Origin of the sequence: Paenibacillus thermoaerophilus (assembly GCF_005938195.1) — a bacterium.
Taxonomy (GTDB): domain Bacteria; phylum Bacillota; class Bacilli; order Paenibacillales; family Reconciliibacillaceae; genus Paenibacillus_W; species Paenibacillus_W thermoaerophilus.
In genome coordinates, this window is the sequence record NZ_VCQZ01000005.1 from 49380 (window position 1) to 65330 (window position 15951).

The following is a 15951-nucleotide window of genomic DNA, read 5'->3' on the forward strand; positions in this document are numbered from 1 at the left end:
TATAATAAAGAGCGCGCGCAACTCTGGCGCCTCCGCCTGTTCACTAGCGATACGTCGGCAATCTGTTTTTTGAGCGGTTCGGGTACTGATTCGACATGGATCGGGAGGGAAACGCATGGAAACGGTCACGTTATCACGACTGGTGAAGGAGTTCGCTCCGGAATGGCGGGAGGTACTCAGCAAGGACGAGCTGGATTCCCTGATCGTGCTCCGCGACGGAGTATCCGCGCTGGAACCGGAGGATGTGCTGGAGATCGTCCAGCACAGCATTTGCGAACATCAGCACAACAAACTCCTCAATTGAGCCACCGGCCGCGGCAGAAGCCGCGGCCGAGCTTTTTCGCCGCGGGCCGGTCATTCGGGATTCAGTTCGATGACGTAACCCGCGCCCTTTTCGATGCGTTTTTTCTCGATAACCGCCATCGACCGGACCTTCGGCGGGGCGATATAATATTTTTCAAGCGTCACTTCGGCGTGCGCAAACGCAGCGGCATCCGATTCCGCGATGACGACAAGCGCAACCGACTTGTCTTCCAATTCCGCTTCAACCCTGTACATAAACATGTTTGCAAGCTCTCCCTTTCTCGTTCCGGCCGGCCGGAGTCTCCTCGTCAAGTCCGGTTATTATCGTAACAGATTCGCCGGCGTTTTGCGAACGAAGAAACGGAGATTTACAATAAGGTTCAAATCCCGTCAATCTGCTGAGGAGGTCGTCCCATGTTACGCATCGGTCAAGCGGCTCCCGTCTTCACGGCGGACAGCACGCAAGGAAGCATTCGGCTGGAGGAGCATATCGGCAAGCGGCCGATCGTGCTGATCTTCTATCCGAAGGACAATACGCCCGGCTGCACGGCCCAACTGTGCGCGGTGCGCGACTCGCGCCGGCAGTACGCCGAATACGACGCGCTCGTGCTGGGCGTCAACGCCGGTTCGCTGGAATCCCACCGCCAGTTCGCCGAAAAGCACGGCTACGATTTTCCGATCGTTCACGACGAAGGCGGCCGCATCCGCGACTTGTACGATGTCGGCAAAATATTGGGGCTGTTCCTCCAACAGCGGGTCGTATACGCGATCGGCCGGACCGGACGGATCATCTTCGCGCAAAAAGGCCATCCGCCGACAGCCGACATCCTGGAAGCGCTGAAGTACGACCGCGAAGGGCGGCGCATGCCGCTGGAAGCCGAACCGACGGAGGAGATCGAAGAATGAAAGCCGTTATCTATACGTCCGTCCCGTTGGATCAGCCGATTGCGAGGCAGTTGTCGCAGCTCCCTGCCGGCATCGAGCTGAGCGTGTGCCGCAATCCGGAGGAAGCCGCCGCCGAATTGGCCGATGCCGAAGCGCTGCTGATCGGCGGACGCATGAGCGCCGAGCTGCTGGAGCAGGCTCCCCGGCTGCGATGGATTCAGACCTTTTCCGCCGGCGTGGATCATCTCCCGCTGGAGGCGATCTCGCGCCGGGGCATCATCCTGACGGACGCTTCCGGCATCCACCGCATCCAGATGGCCGAATACGCCATCTGGCAGATGCTCAACTGGGTGCGGCGCGGACCGGAGCTGGCCCGGCTGCAGGCGCAAGCGTCCTGGAATCACCGGCTGGAGGTCGGCGAGCTTCACGGCTGCGCGGTCGGCATCGTCGGCGCGGGCGAGATCGGGCGCGCCGTTGCCCGGAAAGCCCGCGCGTTCGACATGACCGTGCTCGCCTACAACCGCAGCGGCAGCCCCGTTCCCGAAGCCGACCGGCTGTACACCGGCAGGCAGGGACTGCATGAGCTGCTGGCGGCCAGCGACTTCGTCGTCGTCGCGCTGCCCCTGACGCCCGAAACCAACGGCCTGATCGGGAGCGAGGAGCTGCGCCGGATGAAACCGGGCGCGTTCCTCGTGAACCTGGCCCGAGGGAGCGTCGTCCGCGAGAGCGACCTGATCGCCGCGCTTCGGGACGGCACGATCGCCGGGGCTGGACTCGACGTCTTCGAACGCGAGCCGCTTCCTCCGGAGTCGCCGCTGTGGCGCATGCCCAACGTCGTCGTGACGCCGCATATCGCCGGTTCGACGCCGCATTATCACGATCGGGCGCTGGCGCTGTTCCGCGATAACCTCGAACGGCTCGCCGGCGGCCGGCCGCTCCGCAACGTCGTGTCCTTCGAAGCCGGCTACTGAGCCGCACGCGCAAAAACCCGGAGATTCCCCTGGTCAACAGGCAAGGGATCTCCGGGTTTCTTGTCTTCGAACCTTCCGCGAATTAAAAAAAAGCCCGGGGTCGACTACCCCGGACCACGTTCGCGTCCGCCTTATTGCGACAGGCGCGCCGCCAGCTCGTACAGCTCCATGTTAAACGGTTTTTTGCTGTTGACGACGATATCGATATCGGTCGCGACCAGCTCGCCCTTAATGATGCCGCAAGCTTTGCCGGATTCGCCTTCGATCAGCTTGCGGACCGCAAAGTCTCCCAGACGGCTGGCCAGCACCCGGTCGTTGTGCGTCGGCGTGCCGCCGCGCTGGATATGGCCGAGCACCGTGACGCGGGACTCGATGCCGTTCATCTCGAACAGCTTGTTGGCGATGTCATGTCCGCTGCCGACGCCTTCGGCCACGACGATGATGCTGTGCCGCTTGCCGTTGGTGAAGTTCTCCTTCATGCGGTTGGCTACGCTCACCAGATCAACGGGCACTTCGGGCACGAGGATCGATTCCGCCCCGCTGGCCAGGCCGGCGTAGAGCGCGATATCGCCGCAATGGCGGCCCATAACCTCAACGACCGACGAACGCTCATGCGACGTCATCGTGTCCCGCAGTTTGTTGATCGCGTCCACGACGATGCTCACCGCGGTGTCGAAGCCGATCGTAAAATCCGTATACGCGATGTCGTTGTCGATCGTACCCGGCAGCGCCATCGTTTTGATGCCGAGCTTGCTCAGCTTGTTGGCGCCCTGGTAAGAACCGTCGCCGCCGATCACGACCAGTCCATCGATGCCGTGCTTGCGAAGGATGTCCGCCCCGCGCTGTTGGCCTTCGGGCGTCAAAAATTCCTTGCAGCGGGCCGTCTGCAGGATCGTGCCGCCGCGCTGGATAATGTCGCCTACGCTGCGGAGGTCCATCGGGCGGATATCTTCGTTGATCAGCCCCAGATAGCCGCGCTGAATTCCGTACACTTGCAGGCCGTGGAACAACGCGCTGCGCACGACAGAACGCACGGCGGCGTTCATGCCCTGGGAATCGCCCCCGCTGGTTAATACGGCAATGGATTTGACTTGAGACATAAGCATCCTCCTGCTCTTATGGAAAAGTTGAAGAAATGGTATCGTTAATCGTTGCGCCGGTCCCGCCGGCCCTTGGCCCGTCCCGTCATTCCGTCTGCGCGCGTTCGCGCCGCAGCGGCTGGCGCAAGCTGCGGGCGCGTATGTAGACGCTGTTGCCCCAGAAAAACAGCCGCATCCAGGGACTTCGGCGCATCAGACGGCGCCGGATGTGCCGAACGTCTTGTTGCCCCGATACTTTCGGGTCGGACAAATACAACGCCAGCAAGCCTTCGATGATCATCCGGTGAAACCGCCTCTCCGGCAACGCGGCCACGGCTTCCCGGGCCCGTTCCGCAACAAGCGCGATCCGTTCGGCCGTCTCCTCCCGCCCGCTGTAATAGCTGCAGAAGTTGAGATCGCCGCCCAGCCGGTCTTCCTCCTGATCGATCAAATAATCGAGCAGAATGTGCAGGCCGCATACGTACGGGAAATAAGCCTGCCGGATAGCCGCGACCCGTTCGGGCCGAAGGCCGGGATCGGCGGCGGCCGTAAACAGATAAAACATGGCCAATGTGGAGCCTGCCGCCGCCGCGAATTCGTTCCATTTGATGTCCGGATATCCGTCGCGATGGCGCTCCCACCAATCGAGCAGAGCCGTCTCCCGCAGATCCTTGCGAATATGCTTGTAGACCTGCAGATCTCCGTAAAGCCCCACGAGCCTGTCCACCTCGGACCGGACAAGCCCGTAAGAAGGCAGCCGCCTCACGCAGTTCTGACAAGTCCGGACGAGTTCGTCCAAATACCCGCCGTCGTCCCGCTCCCGGCGCAAGGCGTAATAGTCCGCCGGTTCCGCGTCGGGGTCGACCGCATCCAGCATCGACCGATGCAGCAGCCGGAAGTCGTCGGGATCGAGCGACGTGCTCCTGTCGCACAGATTGTCCAGATAATCGCTGATCGTCTGAAGCGCGACAATGAGCGGGATCAGCACGTTCGCCGCCGCGGGATGGAGCGCGGCGAACACGGCTCCGCCCTGGCAATGAAACTCTTTGCCGGCGATGCTGGCAAGAGCCTGGGTTCTCAGCTCCGGATCGGGGATGGACCCGGCGCGCCGCTTCCACACGTCCAGCGCCTCCCTGACGCCGGGGAGAACCTGGCGGTATACCCGATACATCAGCGACAAGGGCCCTGCCGGCGCCCGCTCGCTCCGCTGTGCGTTCACATGATCCACCCCGTTCATTATAGCCTATATCCCGCGCCGACGGAACATATCGGTTTTTACCCGTGCCGTTTGCCGTCTTCCGGCGCGCGGGCTTCGCCGTCCGTCGCCAGATCCTGCTGCGTCCGGTACCACAGATGCAGATCGGTAATCCGGCTCGCCAGCTCCGCGATGTCGGCATTCAGCTCGCAGCAGAGCCGGAAATCTTCCTCCTGGTCCATACGCGTCTGCTTTTCTATGATTTGGCGCTCCAACCGGATAATTTGATCGGGGATGCGTCCCCGGATCTGTTCCCATTCCGCAAGCGCCCGGATTCTCTCTTCGATCGGAATGTCGTCCCAGTTGCCCTGCAACGCCGGCAGCGGGATTCCGAGCCGGGCATCCTCCACGAACGATATCGCAGCCAACCGTGTTCCTCCTCCCAATCGCCATTCTTTTATTTTACCACGAGAACCGCAAAACGCGCATCATTCGTGGTATACTGGTTGAATCGGCCGGGAGATTCCGCCGTCATCTTATGCATATGGAACCGTACGCGGAACAAGGAGCGGAACGGTCGCCAAACGATCGGATGGAAACGGGAGGGCCAAGAAAAAAATGCAGACGATTGACGACAGACGCGTAACGTTACGGCAACTGCTTGTTTTTTTTCTGCCTCTGGGCTTGTCCGCAAGCCTCGTTACGATCTCGCATGTCATTATTAACGGGACATTGGCGCGCTCGCTTCACCCGGAAGCCGTAATCGCCGCTTATACGATCGCGATGAGCATGCTCGGCTTTACGGAGCGGCCCGCCGTCCTGCTGAGGCAGACCTGTTCGGCGCTCGTCCGCGACCGCCGGTCGTTCCGGGCCATGTCGGCGGTCGCCTGGACCGTGCTGGGCAGTATATTTATCTACGGACTTGTCATTTCATATACGCCGGCGGGAGAATGGATATTCCGCTCGCTGTTCGGCGCCGACGAGCATTTGCTGCCGGCCGTTCTGGCAGCCTACCGCGTGTTAATGTTCGTCAGCATTTTTTCCGGCATCCGCTGCCTGTATCACGGCATCATCATCAGCAACATGCGGACGAAGTGGCTGACGATCGGCATGATTATCCGGCTGGCCGGCATGTACGTCCTGTCTCTCTGGTTCACCCAAATCTACGGCGTAAAAGGAGCTTGGGTCGGGGCCGTCATCTTCTCCGTCGGCATGGCGATCGAAGCGGCCCTCAGCTTCGGTGAGGGACACCGGCTGTACCGGCGCATGCCGGATGTGCGGGAAGATCACGCCGTCAGCCGGCCTCGCGACATTTTTTCGTTCTACCGTCCGCTGCTGCTGTCCTCCTTCGTGGCGGTCTGGATCGGTCCCGTCATCTCCAAAATGATGGGGTACACCGACAACCTGGCGGTGTCGCTCGCTTCGTTCGGCGTCGCGGGCAGCTTGACGCAGCTTGTGATGAGTTTCTTCTCGTATCTGCACCAGATCGTGCTGAATTTTTACCGCAAGGACGCGGCGGCCGTGCGCAGATTCGCCCTCCTGTTCGGGTTTATGCCCGCCCTGCTGCTCGGCGTCATGGCGTATACGTCCGTCGGGCCCTGGATCATGCAGCATGTGCTCGGCATCAGCGGCAATCTGCTTAACGAAAGCCTGCGCACCCTGCGCGTGTTTATGCTCATGACGCTGGCTTTCCCGTGGCTCGATATCGGCAACGGCCTGCTGATGCTGCAAGGGCAGACCAAAGTCATGCTGCGGTCCCAGCTCGCCAATCTGACGGCAACCGTCCTGACGCTGGCGGTGTTCGTCTCCCTGGCGCCCGGCTGGAACGGCGCGATCGCCGCGCTTGCCCAATCCGGCGGCGTGGTTGCGGAGCTGTGCACCGTCTATTTGGCGCTCTACCTGGGCGCGAGAAATCAAAACCAAAACCGCCTGCCAGGCGCGAGGGGAATGCAGTTGTGATCCGTACATTCACGTTTTTCTACTATACGTCCATGGGCCTGATCGTCACTTATTTCCCGCTGTATTTCAGCGATAAAGGATTCACCGAAGCGCAGCTCGGCCTCCTGTACGCGTCCGGACCGTTTATTTCGATCGCCTCCAGCCTGTTCTGGGGCATTCTCAGCGACAAGCTGCAGACGGTCCGGAAAATCATGATCGTGCTGTTCGCCGGACAACTGTCGCTGATCGCCGCGCTGACGGGCATTGATTCGTTCTGGCCGCTGGTGGCGGCGATGATCGGCTTTTATTTCTTTCAGACGTCCGTCAACCCGCTGAACGACAGCTTGATCCTGCTTACGGTTCAACGCACGGGAGGCAAGCCTTCCTACCCTTCCTACCGGGTATGGGGATCGATCGGGTTCGCGGTGTCGGCGCTTGTCTGCGGCCAGGCGATGAAGCTTGTCGGCATCGACAAGACGCTGATCTTTACGTTTTGCAGCCTGTCGGTCGCGCTGGCTCTGGCGTTCTCGCTGCCCGAGCGTCAGGGGATGGATAAAAAGATGGAATTCCGCGGGGCCCTTCGCATCGTCGGCTCCCGGGCTGCCTTGTCCTTTCTGTTTATGGTGCTGCTGATCTCGCTGTCGCACCGGATGAACGACGCGTTTCTGGCCTTGCATATGCGCGAGCTGGGCGCTTCGGAGACTTGGGTCGGCTTGGCCTGGATGATCAGCGCCACCAGCGAGATTCCGGTGTTTTTCCTGCTGGCGAGATACGGGGACCGCTTCAAGGAGCTGCCGCTTCTCGCGATCTCCGCTTTCGTGTACACGATCCGGTTTATGCTTACGGGATATGTATCCAGCCCGGCGGCGATCATCGTCCTGCAGGCGATGCACAGCCTTTCTTACGGCATCTTCATGCTGACGGCCATGCGTTATCTGCAAACGATCGTGCCCGACGAATACCGCGCGACCGGCCAGGCGGTGTATACCGTTGTCTGGTCGGGTCTCGCCGGACTCGGGGCCGGACTGATCGGGGGCCAGGTCGCGCAATGGGCGGGCATGGGGGCAGTCTATTACGCCTCTGCGGCATTCGCCCTGTTGGCGGGGCTGGGTTTTCTGGTGCTGCACCTGGTCCCGGCTCTGTCGCGCCGGCACGCAAGCCCGTAGGTTAATACGGCATCGCGCCGAGCGGTCCCGATTCGCGTTGGACCAGCGAGCTGATTTTCACGAACGTCCAGTCCTCGCCGATCAGCGAGCGCGCTTCGCGCAGAACGGAGGTCGTATGAAGGCCGGTGTCGCCGACATGGCCGATCGCGATCATGTGAGGAGTTCCCGGGGTTTTCGCCATTTTGCGGACTTGCTTGCGGATCGCTCCCAGGCTGTTGGAGTCGTCCAGAAACAGGACATTGCGCAGCACCGGCACGCCGACCTCCTCGCCCACCTTCGGCACGACGCTTTGGTAATTGGTGCGGCTGTCGAGGAAAAACAATCCCCGCGCTTTGCACGTCTCCAGCACGACCCGCATGACCCGCTCGTCGGCCGTCGCTTTCGATCCCATATGATTGTTCATTCCGACCGCGTGGGGAACGTCGTCTATGGCTCTCTCGACGCGCTTGCGGATTTCCTCGTCCGACAAATCCGTCGTGATGGCACCGGGCCCGAGCCAGGACGGATTGCCTCGCTTCGGCTCCATCGGCATGTGGACAAGCACATCGTACCCCCTCCGGTGCGCCTCCTCCGCATCCAGCTTCGTCGTTCGCAGAAAAGGCATAACCGCCACCGTGATCGGATAATCGAGCTCCCAGAGCTTCTCGGTTCCCGTCATGCCGTTGCCCAAATCGTCGATCACGATCGCGGCGACTTTACGGGTCTGGCTTCCGGTTTCCGGTCCGGCCGCCGCCAGGGACGGGAACAGCGTCAAGGCCAGCAGCAGGGATAAAACGATCCGGGCCCCGATATATTTATCGATATTGCCCTTCATGCGAACAACCTCCGTGCCGGTGACTTGTGTATGCAGTAGTTAGATTGCCGTCCCCGCTTCGCCGGTATGCGTTCGAACGGGCGTATTTTTCGCCGGGCGCGGCCATAAAAAACCCCATTCGGCTTCCGCCGAAAGGGGGAAACAGCGTCTTGCGCGCGATGAATTGCCGTCCGTCCCGTCCGCTTTAATCCGGCTTCCGAACGACCAGAATGGGGGATGGCTTCGGCATGAAGGGCAATCGCCCTTGCCTCATGTCGACAATGGCTCCCGCTTCGCGTATCGGCTCCAGGACCGGATCCAGAAGCGGGTACGGCTCCCAGCGCAGCGTGACCGTCGGGTATACCCGGATTTCTCCGCCCGGCGTCAGCAGCCGGTACATCTCGGTTATGGCCTCGCGGTGGAAGCGCTCATCGAACGTGTCGCCGTTACGGCCGGAGGACTCGTTCCTTGTTTTCCATTCCCCATCTCTCCTCTTCTCTGCTCGACTCGTCTCCAGCCGCTCCCCTCCGGGAACGGCTGCCTTCCGGGCTCGGAATTGTTCCTGATTTTACCACCGCCGCGCTCCCCCGGCAAGCCTGACATTTTGTTCGGCTTCTGCCGTCCGAACCAATGGCTTTAAACGCGGCCGTTGCCTTGCGCATGCATTTTCGGTATGATGCTATTCAAGCGGCGACATCCGACTATTTTCGGCAGGAAGGCGATGAACATGGCTCAACCGAATCACAAGAAGCATATGATATACAAACGCGACAAGTGGAATATGCTGACGATCGAAGTTCAAGGCAGCAAGCTGATCGCCCGGGAAATCTCGGACCAATGGGGCGAGGAAACGCATGAATTTCGGAGCCGTCCCGCCTTGCTCAATTGGGCCGAACAGCGCTTCCGCAAGGAAACTTTTGAGGGAGACGAACAGGAACGGCTGCAAATTCTCGAAGCGATCCGCCAAGTGTGACGAATTTTTTGCCCCTGTTAGCCTGTTTATCCGAAAAAACGCTTGACCTGGACAAAGTTTCGTTCTTATAATAGGGGCAAACGCATAGCTTGATCCTAAAGGGGAGTAGCTGTTACAGTAAAGTCGTCAGTTCGGGTGCGAACCACCCCGGCTTTATTGGCAACCATCGTGTTGTTAGCAAGACCTTTACCGCATCGATTGGTGAAGGTCTTTTTCTGTGCGCACAGACAGAAAATCGAGCCTTCGCCCATGCGCGGAGGCTTTTTCGATGCCTCCGGGTATCAGGTTTTCGCCTTTTCCGCCGATTCGGCCGGCGGAAACATTAGGCGGCATGGAATCGCGTTGGATTCCGCATTCTAAAAGCGAACGAGGAGCGTGAAGAAATCATGGAATTGTTTAGCGCAGAATGGTTTGCGGCATTGTTCTCCATCATTATGATCGACCTCGTCCTGGCAGGAGACAATGCGGTGGTCATCGGTTTGGCCGCCCGTAACGTGCCGAAGAATCAGCAGAAAAAAGTCATCTTTTGGGGAACCGCGGGGGCGATCGCGATCCGGATCGCCGCCACCCTGGCCGTCGCTTGGCTGCTGATGATCCCCGGGCTTCGCGGCATCGGCGGCATCGTGCTCGTATGGATCGCGTATAAGCTGCTGGCCGACGAGAAGGAGCACGAGATCAAAGCCCAAGCGAGCTTCTGGGCCGCCCTCTGGACGATTGTCGTCGCGGACGCGGCCATGGGCCTCGACAACGTGCTGGCCATCGGCGGCGCCGCTCACGGCGATCCGTGGCTGGTTATCATCGGCTTGCTGATCAGCATTCCGATTGTCGTCTGGGGCAGCACGCTGGTGATCAGGCTGATCGAACGGTTCCCGGTTATCCTCTACCTCGGCGGCGCCATTCTGGCGTATACGGCCGCCAAGATGATCGTGGAAGAGCCGCTCATTCACGACCTGTTCGAAAACGGCGTCGTTCACTACAGCTTCATCGCCATTGTGGTCATCGGCGTTGTGCTCGCCGGTTATCTCCGCAAGCAGCAAAAAACCAAAGCGCAGCAGCAAAAGCTGGCGCAAGCGGTCAATGCCGAATCGGCCGCGGCGTCCGAGCGCAACCGTTAATCGAATGGCAGGACCGACCGCACTTCGCGAATAAGCGAAGTGCGGTTTTTTCGTTCTTGCCGGCCCGCCGCGCTCATACGCTCTAACAAGCCGGCCGAGCCGGCGTCCGCTAGGCACGCGGTGCGGAATCGACTATAATAAAGCCGAGGTGATCGCCTTGGCCCATTCTTCTCTGATCGCGATCTGCATCTTGTGCGCGCTCGCTTTCGCGGGAGTCGTGCTGCTGAAGCGGGAGGAAATCCCGCAGCGGCTTCGGCGTTTCCTCGCGCTGGCCGCCGTCGCAGCGGTGTCGGGTTCATTCGCGATCATGATCGTCTGGCTGCTGACCGCATAGGCTTTCCCCGGCCGGATCATCCTAGTAAAATCTAGGCGCCGTCCGGCAAGGAGGTCACCGCGGATTGTACAACCGACGTTTTTCGATTGCATTAACCCTGTTGCTGACCGGTTCGCTAGTCGCCGGGACCGCTGCCGCGGCTTCGGCGCGCGAGCTGCCGTCCAATACCCGCCCCAGGAGGGATACCATGAATCAGGTTGTCAAACGGTCCGAAGTGCCGCAAGAGTACCGCTGGAGACTGGAGGATTTGTTTCCCGACTCCGCCGCTTGGGACAAGGAGTACGAGGAAGTCAAGAAATTGCTGACCAAGCTGCCGGCGTATCACGGCAAGCTGAACAACGCCGCTTCGATCAAAGCCGTGTTCGCGCTGGAGGATGAAATCTCGCTGCATGCGGAACGCCTTTACGTGTACGCCAACATGAAGCATCACGAGGACATGGCCGATCCGACGTATCAGGCGTTAAGCGACAAAGCCAAAAAACTCAGCGTCGAAGTGAACGAATCGCTCTCCTTTATTACTCCGGAGATCTTGGCGCTCAGCGAGGACGAACTGCGCAAGCTGATTGCCGATCCCGAGCTGTCGTTCTACAAGCGCACGCTTGAAGAGATGCTCCGCACCAAGCCGCATGTGCTCTCGAAAACCGAGGAAGCGCTGCTGGCCCAGGCCGGCAACATCGCCCAGGCACCCGGCACGATCTTCGGCATGATCAACAACGCGGACATGAAATTTCCGAAGATCAAAAACGAACAGGGCGAAGAAGTCGAATTGACGCACGGCCGATACATACAGTTCCTGGAAAGCCGCGACCGCAACGTCCGCCGGTCGGCGTTCGAAGCGATGTACGCGACATACGGCAAGCTGAAAAACACGCTCGCCTCCACGCTGGCCGCCAACATCAACAAAAACCTGTTTTACGCCAAAGCCCGCAAATATCCGTCTGCTCTGGAGATGTCGCTGTTCGGAGACCATATTCCGCTGACTGTGTACACGAATCTGATCGACACGATTCACGAGCATCTGCCGCTGATGCACCGGTACATGGCGCTTCGCAAAAAGCTGCTGAAGCTTGACGAGCTGCACATGTACGATCTGTTCGTGCCCCTCGTCGAGCAGTACGACATGAAAATTACGTTCGACGAAGCGAAGAAGACGGTTTTCGACAGCCTGCAGCCGCTGGGCGAGGAATATTTGTCGGTTCTGCGCGACAGCTTCGAAAGCGGCTGGATCGATATTTACGAGAACGAAGGAAAACGAAGCGGCGCGTATAGCTGGGGCGCCTACGGAACGCATCCGTACGTCCTGCTCAATCACAAGGACAACCTGAACAGCATGTTCACGCTCGCTCACGAGATGGGACATGCGATGCATTCGTACTTGTCCGACGCGAATCAGGAGTACCGGTACGCGCAGTATACGATTTTCCTCGCCGAGGTCGCGTCCACGCTGAACGAAGCGCTGCTGATGGACTATCTGCTGAAACGGTCGGACGATCCGAAGCAGAAGCTGTATCTGCTGACCTATTATGCCGACCAGTTCCGCACCACCGTCTTCCGCCAGACGATGTTCGCGGAGTTCGAGAAGATCATCCACGACAAGGCGGAAGCGGGAGAATCGCTGACGCCGCAGTCGCTGAGCGCCATCTATTACGACCTGAACAAGAAGTATTACGGCGACGTCATGACCGTCGATCAGGACATCGAGATGGAGTGGGCGCGTATTCCTCACTTCTATACGAGCTTCTATGTCTATAAATATGCGACGGGCTTTTCCGCTGCCACCAGCTTCGCCAAACAAATTCTGGACGAAGGCGATCCGGCCGTGAACCGTTATCTGGGCTTCCTGAAAAGCGGCGGCAACGATTATTCCATCAACATCCTGAAAAAAGCGGGCGTCGACATGTCCACCCCGCAGCCGATCCGGGATGCTATGAGCGTATTTGAAGACGTGCTGAACCAGTTGGAGGAATTGACGAAGTAATGCCGCAGCGAATCTGGATTTTCGGCGGCGGCGATCTGGAAGCCTGGGCGCTGGAGGAGCTTGTCCGGGACGACCGGCTCGTCGGCGCCGACCGCGGAGCCTGGTTTCTGGTCAGCAACGGTTATCGCCCGGAGCTGTCGATCGGGGATTTCGATTCGGTGACGGCGGAGGAGGCCGCGCTCATCCGCGAGAACAGCGCCTCGTACGCGGACTGCGATGCGGTGGACAAGGACAAGACCGATCTTGAGCTGGCGCTCGATTGGGCTATCGCCGAGCGCCCTGCCGAGATTGTGGTCGTGGGCGCAACCGGCACCCGCTTCGACCATACGCTGGCGAACGTCCAACTGCTGCGCAAAGCTTCCGAGGCCGGCATCCCCTGCCGCATCGTCGACGCCCGCAACGAGATCCGGCTGGCGCGAGGCGGGGAACGGACGCTTGTCCGCAAAGGGCCTTATCATTACGTATCTCTGCTGCCTCTGGCCGGAGAGGTGCGGGGAATTACGCTGACGGGGTTCCGCTATCCCCTGAACGACGCGACCTTGCCCGTCGGCAGCACGCTTGGCGTCAGCAACGAGCTGCTCGGCGAATCCGGCGTCGTGGAGTCGGCATCCGGCGATTTGCTCGTCATCTCGAGCCGCCTGGACCGTCCTTCCGCCGATGCGCGGCCGTAAGGGCAACCGGTTCGCCCGGCTGCTCGCTTCCCTGCTGGACCGTCCGCTGCCGCCCGGCACGCGGCTGGCCGGACGCTACGAGCTGGTCGAGCCGCTCGGTATGGGCAGCTACGGCCTCTCCTATCTCGCGCGCGATATCGGCGACGGCACGCTCTGCGTGCTGAAGACGGACCGGCTCAGCAGGCGATGGCGTAGGCGCCCCCCGTCCAGCCTGCCCGCCGAAGCGGAGGCGCTGCGGGCGTGCCGCCACGAACGGGTGCCCCGCCTGCTGGGCCTGTTCCGCGAGCGGGGCCGCTGGTGGATCGCCATGGAGCGCAAGGCCGGGCCGACGCTCGAGTCGCTGCTGATCGAGGACGCCGTTAGGTTTACGGAAGCCGAAGCGCTCGCCTTCGCCTGGGATGTCGCCCTGCTCGTCAAGGAGCTGCATAGCCGCGGCTACGTGCACCGGGACGTGCGGCCGCCGAACCTGGTTCTGGTCCCGCCCGGGGACGGCGACGCGGCAGGCGCAGGTTCGGCGTTCCGGTACGGCCGGGCGCATCTGATCGACTTCGGGTTGGCGAGAATCATCGGCAGCGAACCGGAGAAGGCGGGAGCGGACACGGATGTTCCGGAGGAGAAGCGGCTGCGCCGCGAATGTGCGCCCCGGGCGGACTGGTATGCGCTCGGGCATCTGTTGCTGTTTTTGCTGTACAGCTCCTACCCGGGCGCCCCGGGGGACGAGCCGCCTGCAGGCGAATCTCCCGATCCCGGCTGGGAACGGGAACTGGAGCTGCTGCCGCAGACGCGCCGGTTGCTGAAGCGGCTGCTTCAATCGGAACGCGCCTACGAATCGTGGCCGGCGCTGGAGGAAGATTGGCAGGCGGCCCTGCTGGCAAGCTCCTGCGGTGTTTCCAGCCAATCTTAGATGGGCACCCGCAACGGCTTCGGGGCGGAGCAAAGCGGCGGCGGGGCACGGGAGGCGGTGCGCAGGCGGCGGGGCATAACCGGTGAGGCATAGCCGTTGAAGACGCAGGTGGCGAGGTGGGGCGTGTCAGGACCGCCCTGAAGATGTGCCCGGTGCCGGGGCTGTCTGCCTCCCATGCTCGCCGAGCCCGTTAACGATACAAAACGATATAGCCCCCTAATCCACTTGGACACTTCAGCCCCATCCGTTACCCTTAATCTAGGTGGAGGGAGACGTCCACGCAAAAAAATCGGCGACCTCTCCCCGGCAGATTATCGGGAGACGGTCGCCTTTCATTAAACCATCGGATTAGCTGCTTGAATATTTCTTGCCCTTGTAATACGAGTGGCCGTAATTGCTGTGTGGGTGATAGCCGTGGCCGTATTGGCTGCTGGAGCTGCTGCGCTTGAAGCCTTTGTTCAACGGGTTGTGTCCGTGGTAGCCGTGGCCGTAGCGGGAACTTTTGCCGGTCAATTTGTACATCGCTTTCTTCAACAGTTTATCTAACATCGTAGTATCCCTCCTGTCGGATTCGGGAATGCCGGGTTATGGAATGATATACGAGCGAAATGCCGTCCGGTTTCACCTTGTCGACAGTTCCTCCGCAGGAGCCGCCTTGCAGCCGCTTGCCGGTTACCTTGCCGGTTGCGCTTGCTGTTTCGTTTTCCTTGCGGAAGCCTACGCCGGCAAGATTGGCATCCCGGTCGCCGCGAGCCTCACGCCGAGCCGAAAATCGGGCCGTTTACCCGCTAATAACCGCCGCCGCCCAAGCGGCAATGGCCCCAGTCAACGCTCCGACGGCCGAACAAATAGCGTTCACCGCGTCGTTGTTCATATACCTCGCGCCCCTTACATAGCGGGTCGGCCGGCCGCAATGCGATAATGCTTCCACATCGCAGCCGCAAACGCCGCAGCGGTTCATGCGCTGCCATACCGCCCCGACCCAGGAATCGGCCAGGGAACCGGCGACGCCGCCGATCAGTCCTGCCGCCAGCGCGAGAACGAGATCCGCCGCTTGCCCGCCGAACGCCCACTGCAGCCCTCCGAAAACCAGGCCGATGAAGATAGCTCCGGAAGCCGCCGCCGCCAGCCCCAACGGCGTTACGCCGCCGGACGTTCCGGGCTCCACCCGTCTGCCCGTGACGATGGAGCGCGGTTGGCTGCGGCTCCAGCCGCCGATCTCCGTCGCCCATGTATCCGCCGTGACCGCAGCCATGGCCCCCGCGAACGCCCAGCTCCACCCTTCCGCCCATGCTTCGGGCATGAAAGCGGCCGCGAGCGCGATCGCCGTCGCCAATCCTCCGTTCGCGAACACTTGCCCCGCGTCCCGGCGGTCTCCTTTCTCGTAGCCTTGCGCGGCCGCCTGTTTGCTCTTCTTGCCGAGCCGGGACCATACGGACGACGACACGAAGAAGGCGATCATCGTCAGGAACCAAGCCGCTTCCTGAGCGGCGGTCAACGCGGTGCCGATCACGACGGCCGCGGCGGCGCCTTCTGCCGAGAGCGAATGTTTCCGGTAAGCCACTCCCGCAATGACGGAGCTGCCGATGAAACCGGCGCCTAATTTTAACCATAACATGTACCCGTCGCACTCCTTCCGGCGCCAG

Annotated in this window: 19 protein-coding genes; 11 read left to right on the forward strand and 8 right to left on the reverse strand. The window is 60.9% G+C overall.

The annotated features are described in order from the left end of the window. Positions 1-115 precede the first annotated feature (115 nt). Positions 116-304, forward strand: a complete 189-nt coding sequence (locus tag FE781_RS05205; RefSeq protein ID WP_138788549.1) for a hypothetical protein — start codon at positions 116-118, stop codon at positions 302-304. A 50-nt stretch (positions 305-354) separates the two neighbouring features. On the opposite strand, the gene FE781_RS05210 is transcribed toward FE781_RS05205, so the two are convergent. Then, positions 355-564 (reverse strand): DUF3906 family protein, encoded by a 210-nt coding sequence (locus FE781_RS05210; protein ID WP_138788550.1) that lies wholly within the window; start codon positions 562-564, stop codon positions 355-357. 153 nt (positions 565-717) lie between these two features. On the opposite strand from FE781_RS05210, the gene FE781_RS05215 reads away from it, so the two are divergent. Beyond that, complete coding sequence (locus FE781_RS05215) at positions 718-1209, forward strand: peroxiredoxin (protein WP_138788551.1); 492 nt, start codon at positions 718-720, stop codon at positions 1207-1209. Beyond that, positions 1206-2159 carry a D-2-hydroxyacid dehydrogenase gene (locus FE781_RS05220; RefSeq protein ID WP_138788552.1) on the forward strand — a complete coding sequence of 318 codons (954 nt, stop codon included), beginning with the start codon at positions 1206-1208 and terminating at the stop codon, positions 2157-2159. The genes FE781_RS05215 and FE781_RS05220 overlap by 4 nt, the downstream gene beginning before the upstream one ends. Before the next feature lie 131 nt (positions 2160-2290). Here the strand turns inward: FE781_RS05220 and pfkA are convergent, their stop codons facing one another. The 3 genes from pfkA to FE781_RS05235 form a co-directional block, all read right to left on the reverse strand. After that, a complete protein-coding gene (gene pfkA, locus FE781_RS05225; RefSeq protein WP_138788553.1) occupies positions 2291-3259 on the reverse strand; it encodes a 6-phosphofructokinase in 969 nt (322 codons plus the stop codon). A gap of 85 nt (positions 3260-3344) precedes the next feature. Beyond that, the gene (locus tag FE781_RS05230) at positions 3345-4409 is read right to left on the reverse strand and encodes a tetraprenyl-beta-curcumene synthase family protein (protein WP_138788674.1); all 1065 of its coding nucleotides are present in this window, start codon (positions 4407-4409) and stop codon (positions 3345-3347) included. A 104-nt stretch (positions 4410-4513) separates the two neighbouring features. Further along, a complete protein-coding gene (locus FE781_RS05235; RefSeq protein ID WP_211346308.1) occupies positions 4514-4861 on the reverse strand; it encodes a hypothetical protein in 348 nt (115 codons plus the stop codon). A 190-nt stretch (positions 4862-5051) separates the two neighbouring features. Here FE781_RS05235 and FE781_RS05240 point away from each other — a divergent pair, with 190 nt between their 5' ends. Then, positions 5052-6392, forward strand: coding sequence for a multi antimicrobial extrusion protein MatE (locus FE781_RS05240; RefSeq protein WP_211346309.1), 1341 nt, complete (start codon positions 5052-5054; stop codon positions 6390-6392). After that, entirely contained in the window at positions 6389-7537 is a 1149-nt protein-coding gene (locus tag FE781_RS05245) for an MFS transporter (RefSeq protein ID WP_246068054.1), read from the forward strand. Before FE781_RS05240 ends, FE781_RS05245 begins: the two co-directional genes overlap by 4 nt. Position 7538: 1 nt before the next feature. Here the strand turns inward: FE781_RS05245 and FE781_RS05250 are convergent, their stop codons facing one another. Both FE781_RS05250 and FE781_RS05255 read right to left on the reverse strand, forming a co-directional pair. Further along, the gene (locus FE781_RS05250; RefSeq protein WP_138788554.1) at positions 7539-8351 is read right to left on the reverse strand and encodes a divergent polysaccharide deacetylase family protein; all 813 of its coding nucleotides are present in this window, start codon (positions 8349-8351) and stop codon (positions 7539-7541) included. A 184-nt stretch (positions 8352-8535) separates the two neighbouring features. Next, positions 8536-8730, reverse strand: a complete 195-nt coding sequence (locus tag FE781_RS05255; RefSeq protein WP_138788555.1) for a hypothetical protein — start codon at positions 8728-8730, stop codon at positions 8536-8538. 327 nt (positions 8731-9057) lie between these two features. Between FE781_RS05255 and FE781_RS05260 the strand changes: the two genes are divergently transcribed. The 6 genes from FE781_RS05260 to FE781_RS05280 all read left to right on the forward strand — a co-directional run bounded on the left by FE781_RS05260 (position 9058) and on the right by FE781_RS05280 (position 14305). Beyond that, entirely contained in the window at positions 9058-9303 is a 246-nt protein-coding gene (locus FE781_RS05260; protein WP_138788556.1) for a hypothetical protein, read from the forward strand. Between the two features lie 386 nt (positions 9304-9689). Continuing rightward, complete coding sequence (locus FE781_RS05265; protein WP_138788557.1) at positions 9690-10418, forward strand: TerC family protein; 729 nt, start codon at positions 9690-9692, stop codon at positions 10416-10418. A gap of 157 nt (positions 10419-10575) precedes the next feature. Continuing rightward, positions 10576-10752: a hypothetical protein gene (locus FE781_RS17400; RefSeq protein WP_170209420.1), complete on the forward strand. Its 177-nt coding sequence runs from the start codon at positions 10576-10578 to the stop codon at positions 10750-10752. 187 nt (positions 10753-10939) lie between these two features. Further along, the gene (gene pepF, locus FE781_RS05270; protein WP_138788558.1) at positions 10940-12730 is read left to right on the forward strand and encodes an oligoendopeptidase F; all 1791 of its coding nucleotides are present in this window, start codon (positions 10940-10942) and stop codon (positions 12728-12730) included. Continuing rightward, on the forward strand, positions 12730-13401 hold the full coding sequence (locus FE781_RS05275) for a thiamine diphosphokinase (RefSeq protein ID WP_138788559.1): 672 nt from the start codon (positions 12730-12732) through the stop codon (positions 13399-13401). The genes pepF and FE781_RS05275 overlap by 1 nt, the downstream gene beginning before the upstream one ends. Further along, positions 13388-14305 (forward strand): serine/threonine protein kinase, encoded by a 918-nt coding sequence (locus FE781_RS05280; RefSeq protein WP_138788560.1) that lies wholly within the window; start codon positions 13388-13390, stop codon positions 14303-14305. Before FE781_RS05275 ends, FE781_RS05280 begins: the two co-directional genes overlap by 14 nt. Positions 14306-14653: 348 nt before the next feature. Here FE781_RS05280 and FE781_RS05285 read toward each other — a convergent pair whose 3' ends face one another. Then, complete coding sequence (locus FE781_RS05285; protein ID WP_138788561.1) at positions 14654-14854, reverse strand: hypothetical protein; 201 nt, start codon at positions 14852-14854, stop codon at positions 14654-14656. Between the two features lie 232 nt (positions 14855-15086). After that, on the reverse strand, positions 15087-15923 hold the full coding sequence (locus FE781_RS05290) for a DUF92 domain-containing protein (protein WP_138788562.1): 837 nt from the start codon (positions 15921-15923) through the stop codon (positions 15087-15089). Positions 15924-15951 lie beyond the last annotated feature (28 nt).

Coding starts and splice junctions, on each gene's coding strand:
- FE781_RS05205 (WP_138788549.1), top strand. CDS start 116: ATGGAAACGGTCACGTTATCACGACTGGTGAAGGAGTTCGCTCCGGAA.
- FE781_RS05210 (WP_138788550.1), bottom strand. CDS start 564: ATGTTTATGTACAGGGTTGAAGCGGAATTGGAAGACAAGTCGGTTGCG.
- FE781_RS05215 (WP_138788551.1), top strand. CDS start 718: ATGTTACGCATCGGTCAAGCGGCTCCCGTCTTCACGGCGGACAGCACG.
- FE781_RS05220 (WP_138788552.1), top strand. CDS start 1,206: ATGAAAGCCGTTATCTATACGTCCGTCCCGTTGGATCAGCCGATTGCG.
- pfkA (WP_138788553.1), bottom strand. CDS start 3,259: ATGTCTCAAGTCAAATCCATTGCCGTATTAACCAGCGGGGGCGATTCC.
- FE781_RS05230 (WP_138788674.1), bottom strand. CDS start 4,409: ATGTATCGGGTATACCGCCAGGTTCTCCCCGGCGTCAGGGAGGCGCTG.
- FE781_RS05240 (WP_211346309.1), top strand. CDS start 5,052: ATGCAGACGATTGACGACAGACGCGTAACGTTACGGCAACTGCTTGTT.
- FE781_RS05250 (WP_138788554.1), bottom strand. CDS start 8,351: ATGAAGGGCAATATCGATAAATATATCGGGGCCCGGATCGTTTTATCC.
- FE781_RS05255 (WP_138788555.1), bottom strand. CDS start 8,730: ATGTACCGGCTGCTGACGCCGGGCGGAGAAATCCGGGTATACCCGACG.
- FE781_RS05260 (WP_138788556.1), top strand. CDS start 9,058: ATGGCTCAACCGAATCACAAGAAGCATATGATATACAAACGCGACAAG.
- FE781_RS05265 (WP_138788557.1), top strand. CDS start 9,690: ATGGAATTGTTTAGCGCAGAATGGTTTGCGGCATTGTTCTCCATCATT.
- pepF (WP_138788558.1), top strand. CDS start 10,940: ATGAATCAGGTTGTCAAACGGTCCGAAGTGCCGCAAGAGTACCGCTGG.
- FE781_RS05275 (WP_138788559.1), top strand. CDS start 12,730: ATGCCGCAGCGAATCTGGATTTTCGGCGGCGGCGATCTGGAAGCCTGG.
- FE781_RS05280 (WP_138788560.1), top strand. CDS start 13,388: ATGCGCGGCCGTAAGGGCAACCGGTTCGCCCGGCTGCTCGCTTCCCTG.
- FE781_RS05285 (WP_138788561.1), bottom strand. CDS start 14,854: ATGTTAGATAAACTGTTGAAGAAAGCGATGTACAAATTGACCGGCAAA.
- FE781_RS05290 (WP_138788562.1), bottom strand. CDS start 15,923: ATGTTATGGTTAAAATTAGGCGCCGGTTTCATCGGCAGCTCCGTCATT.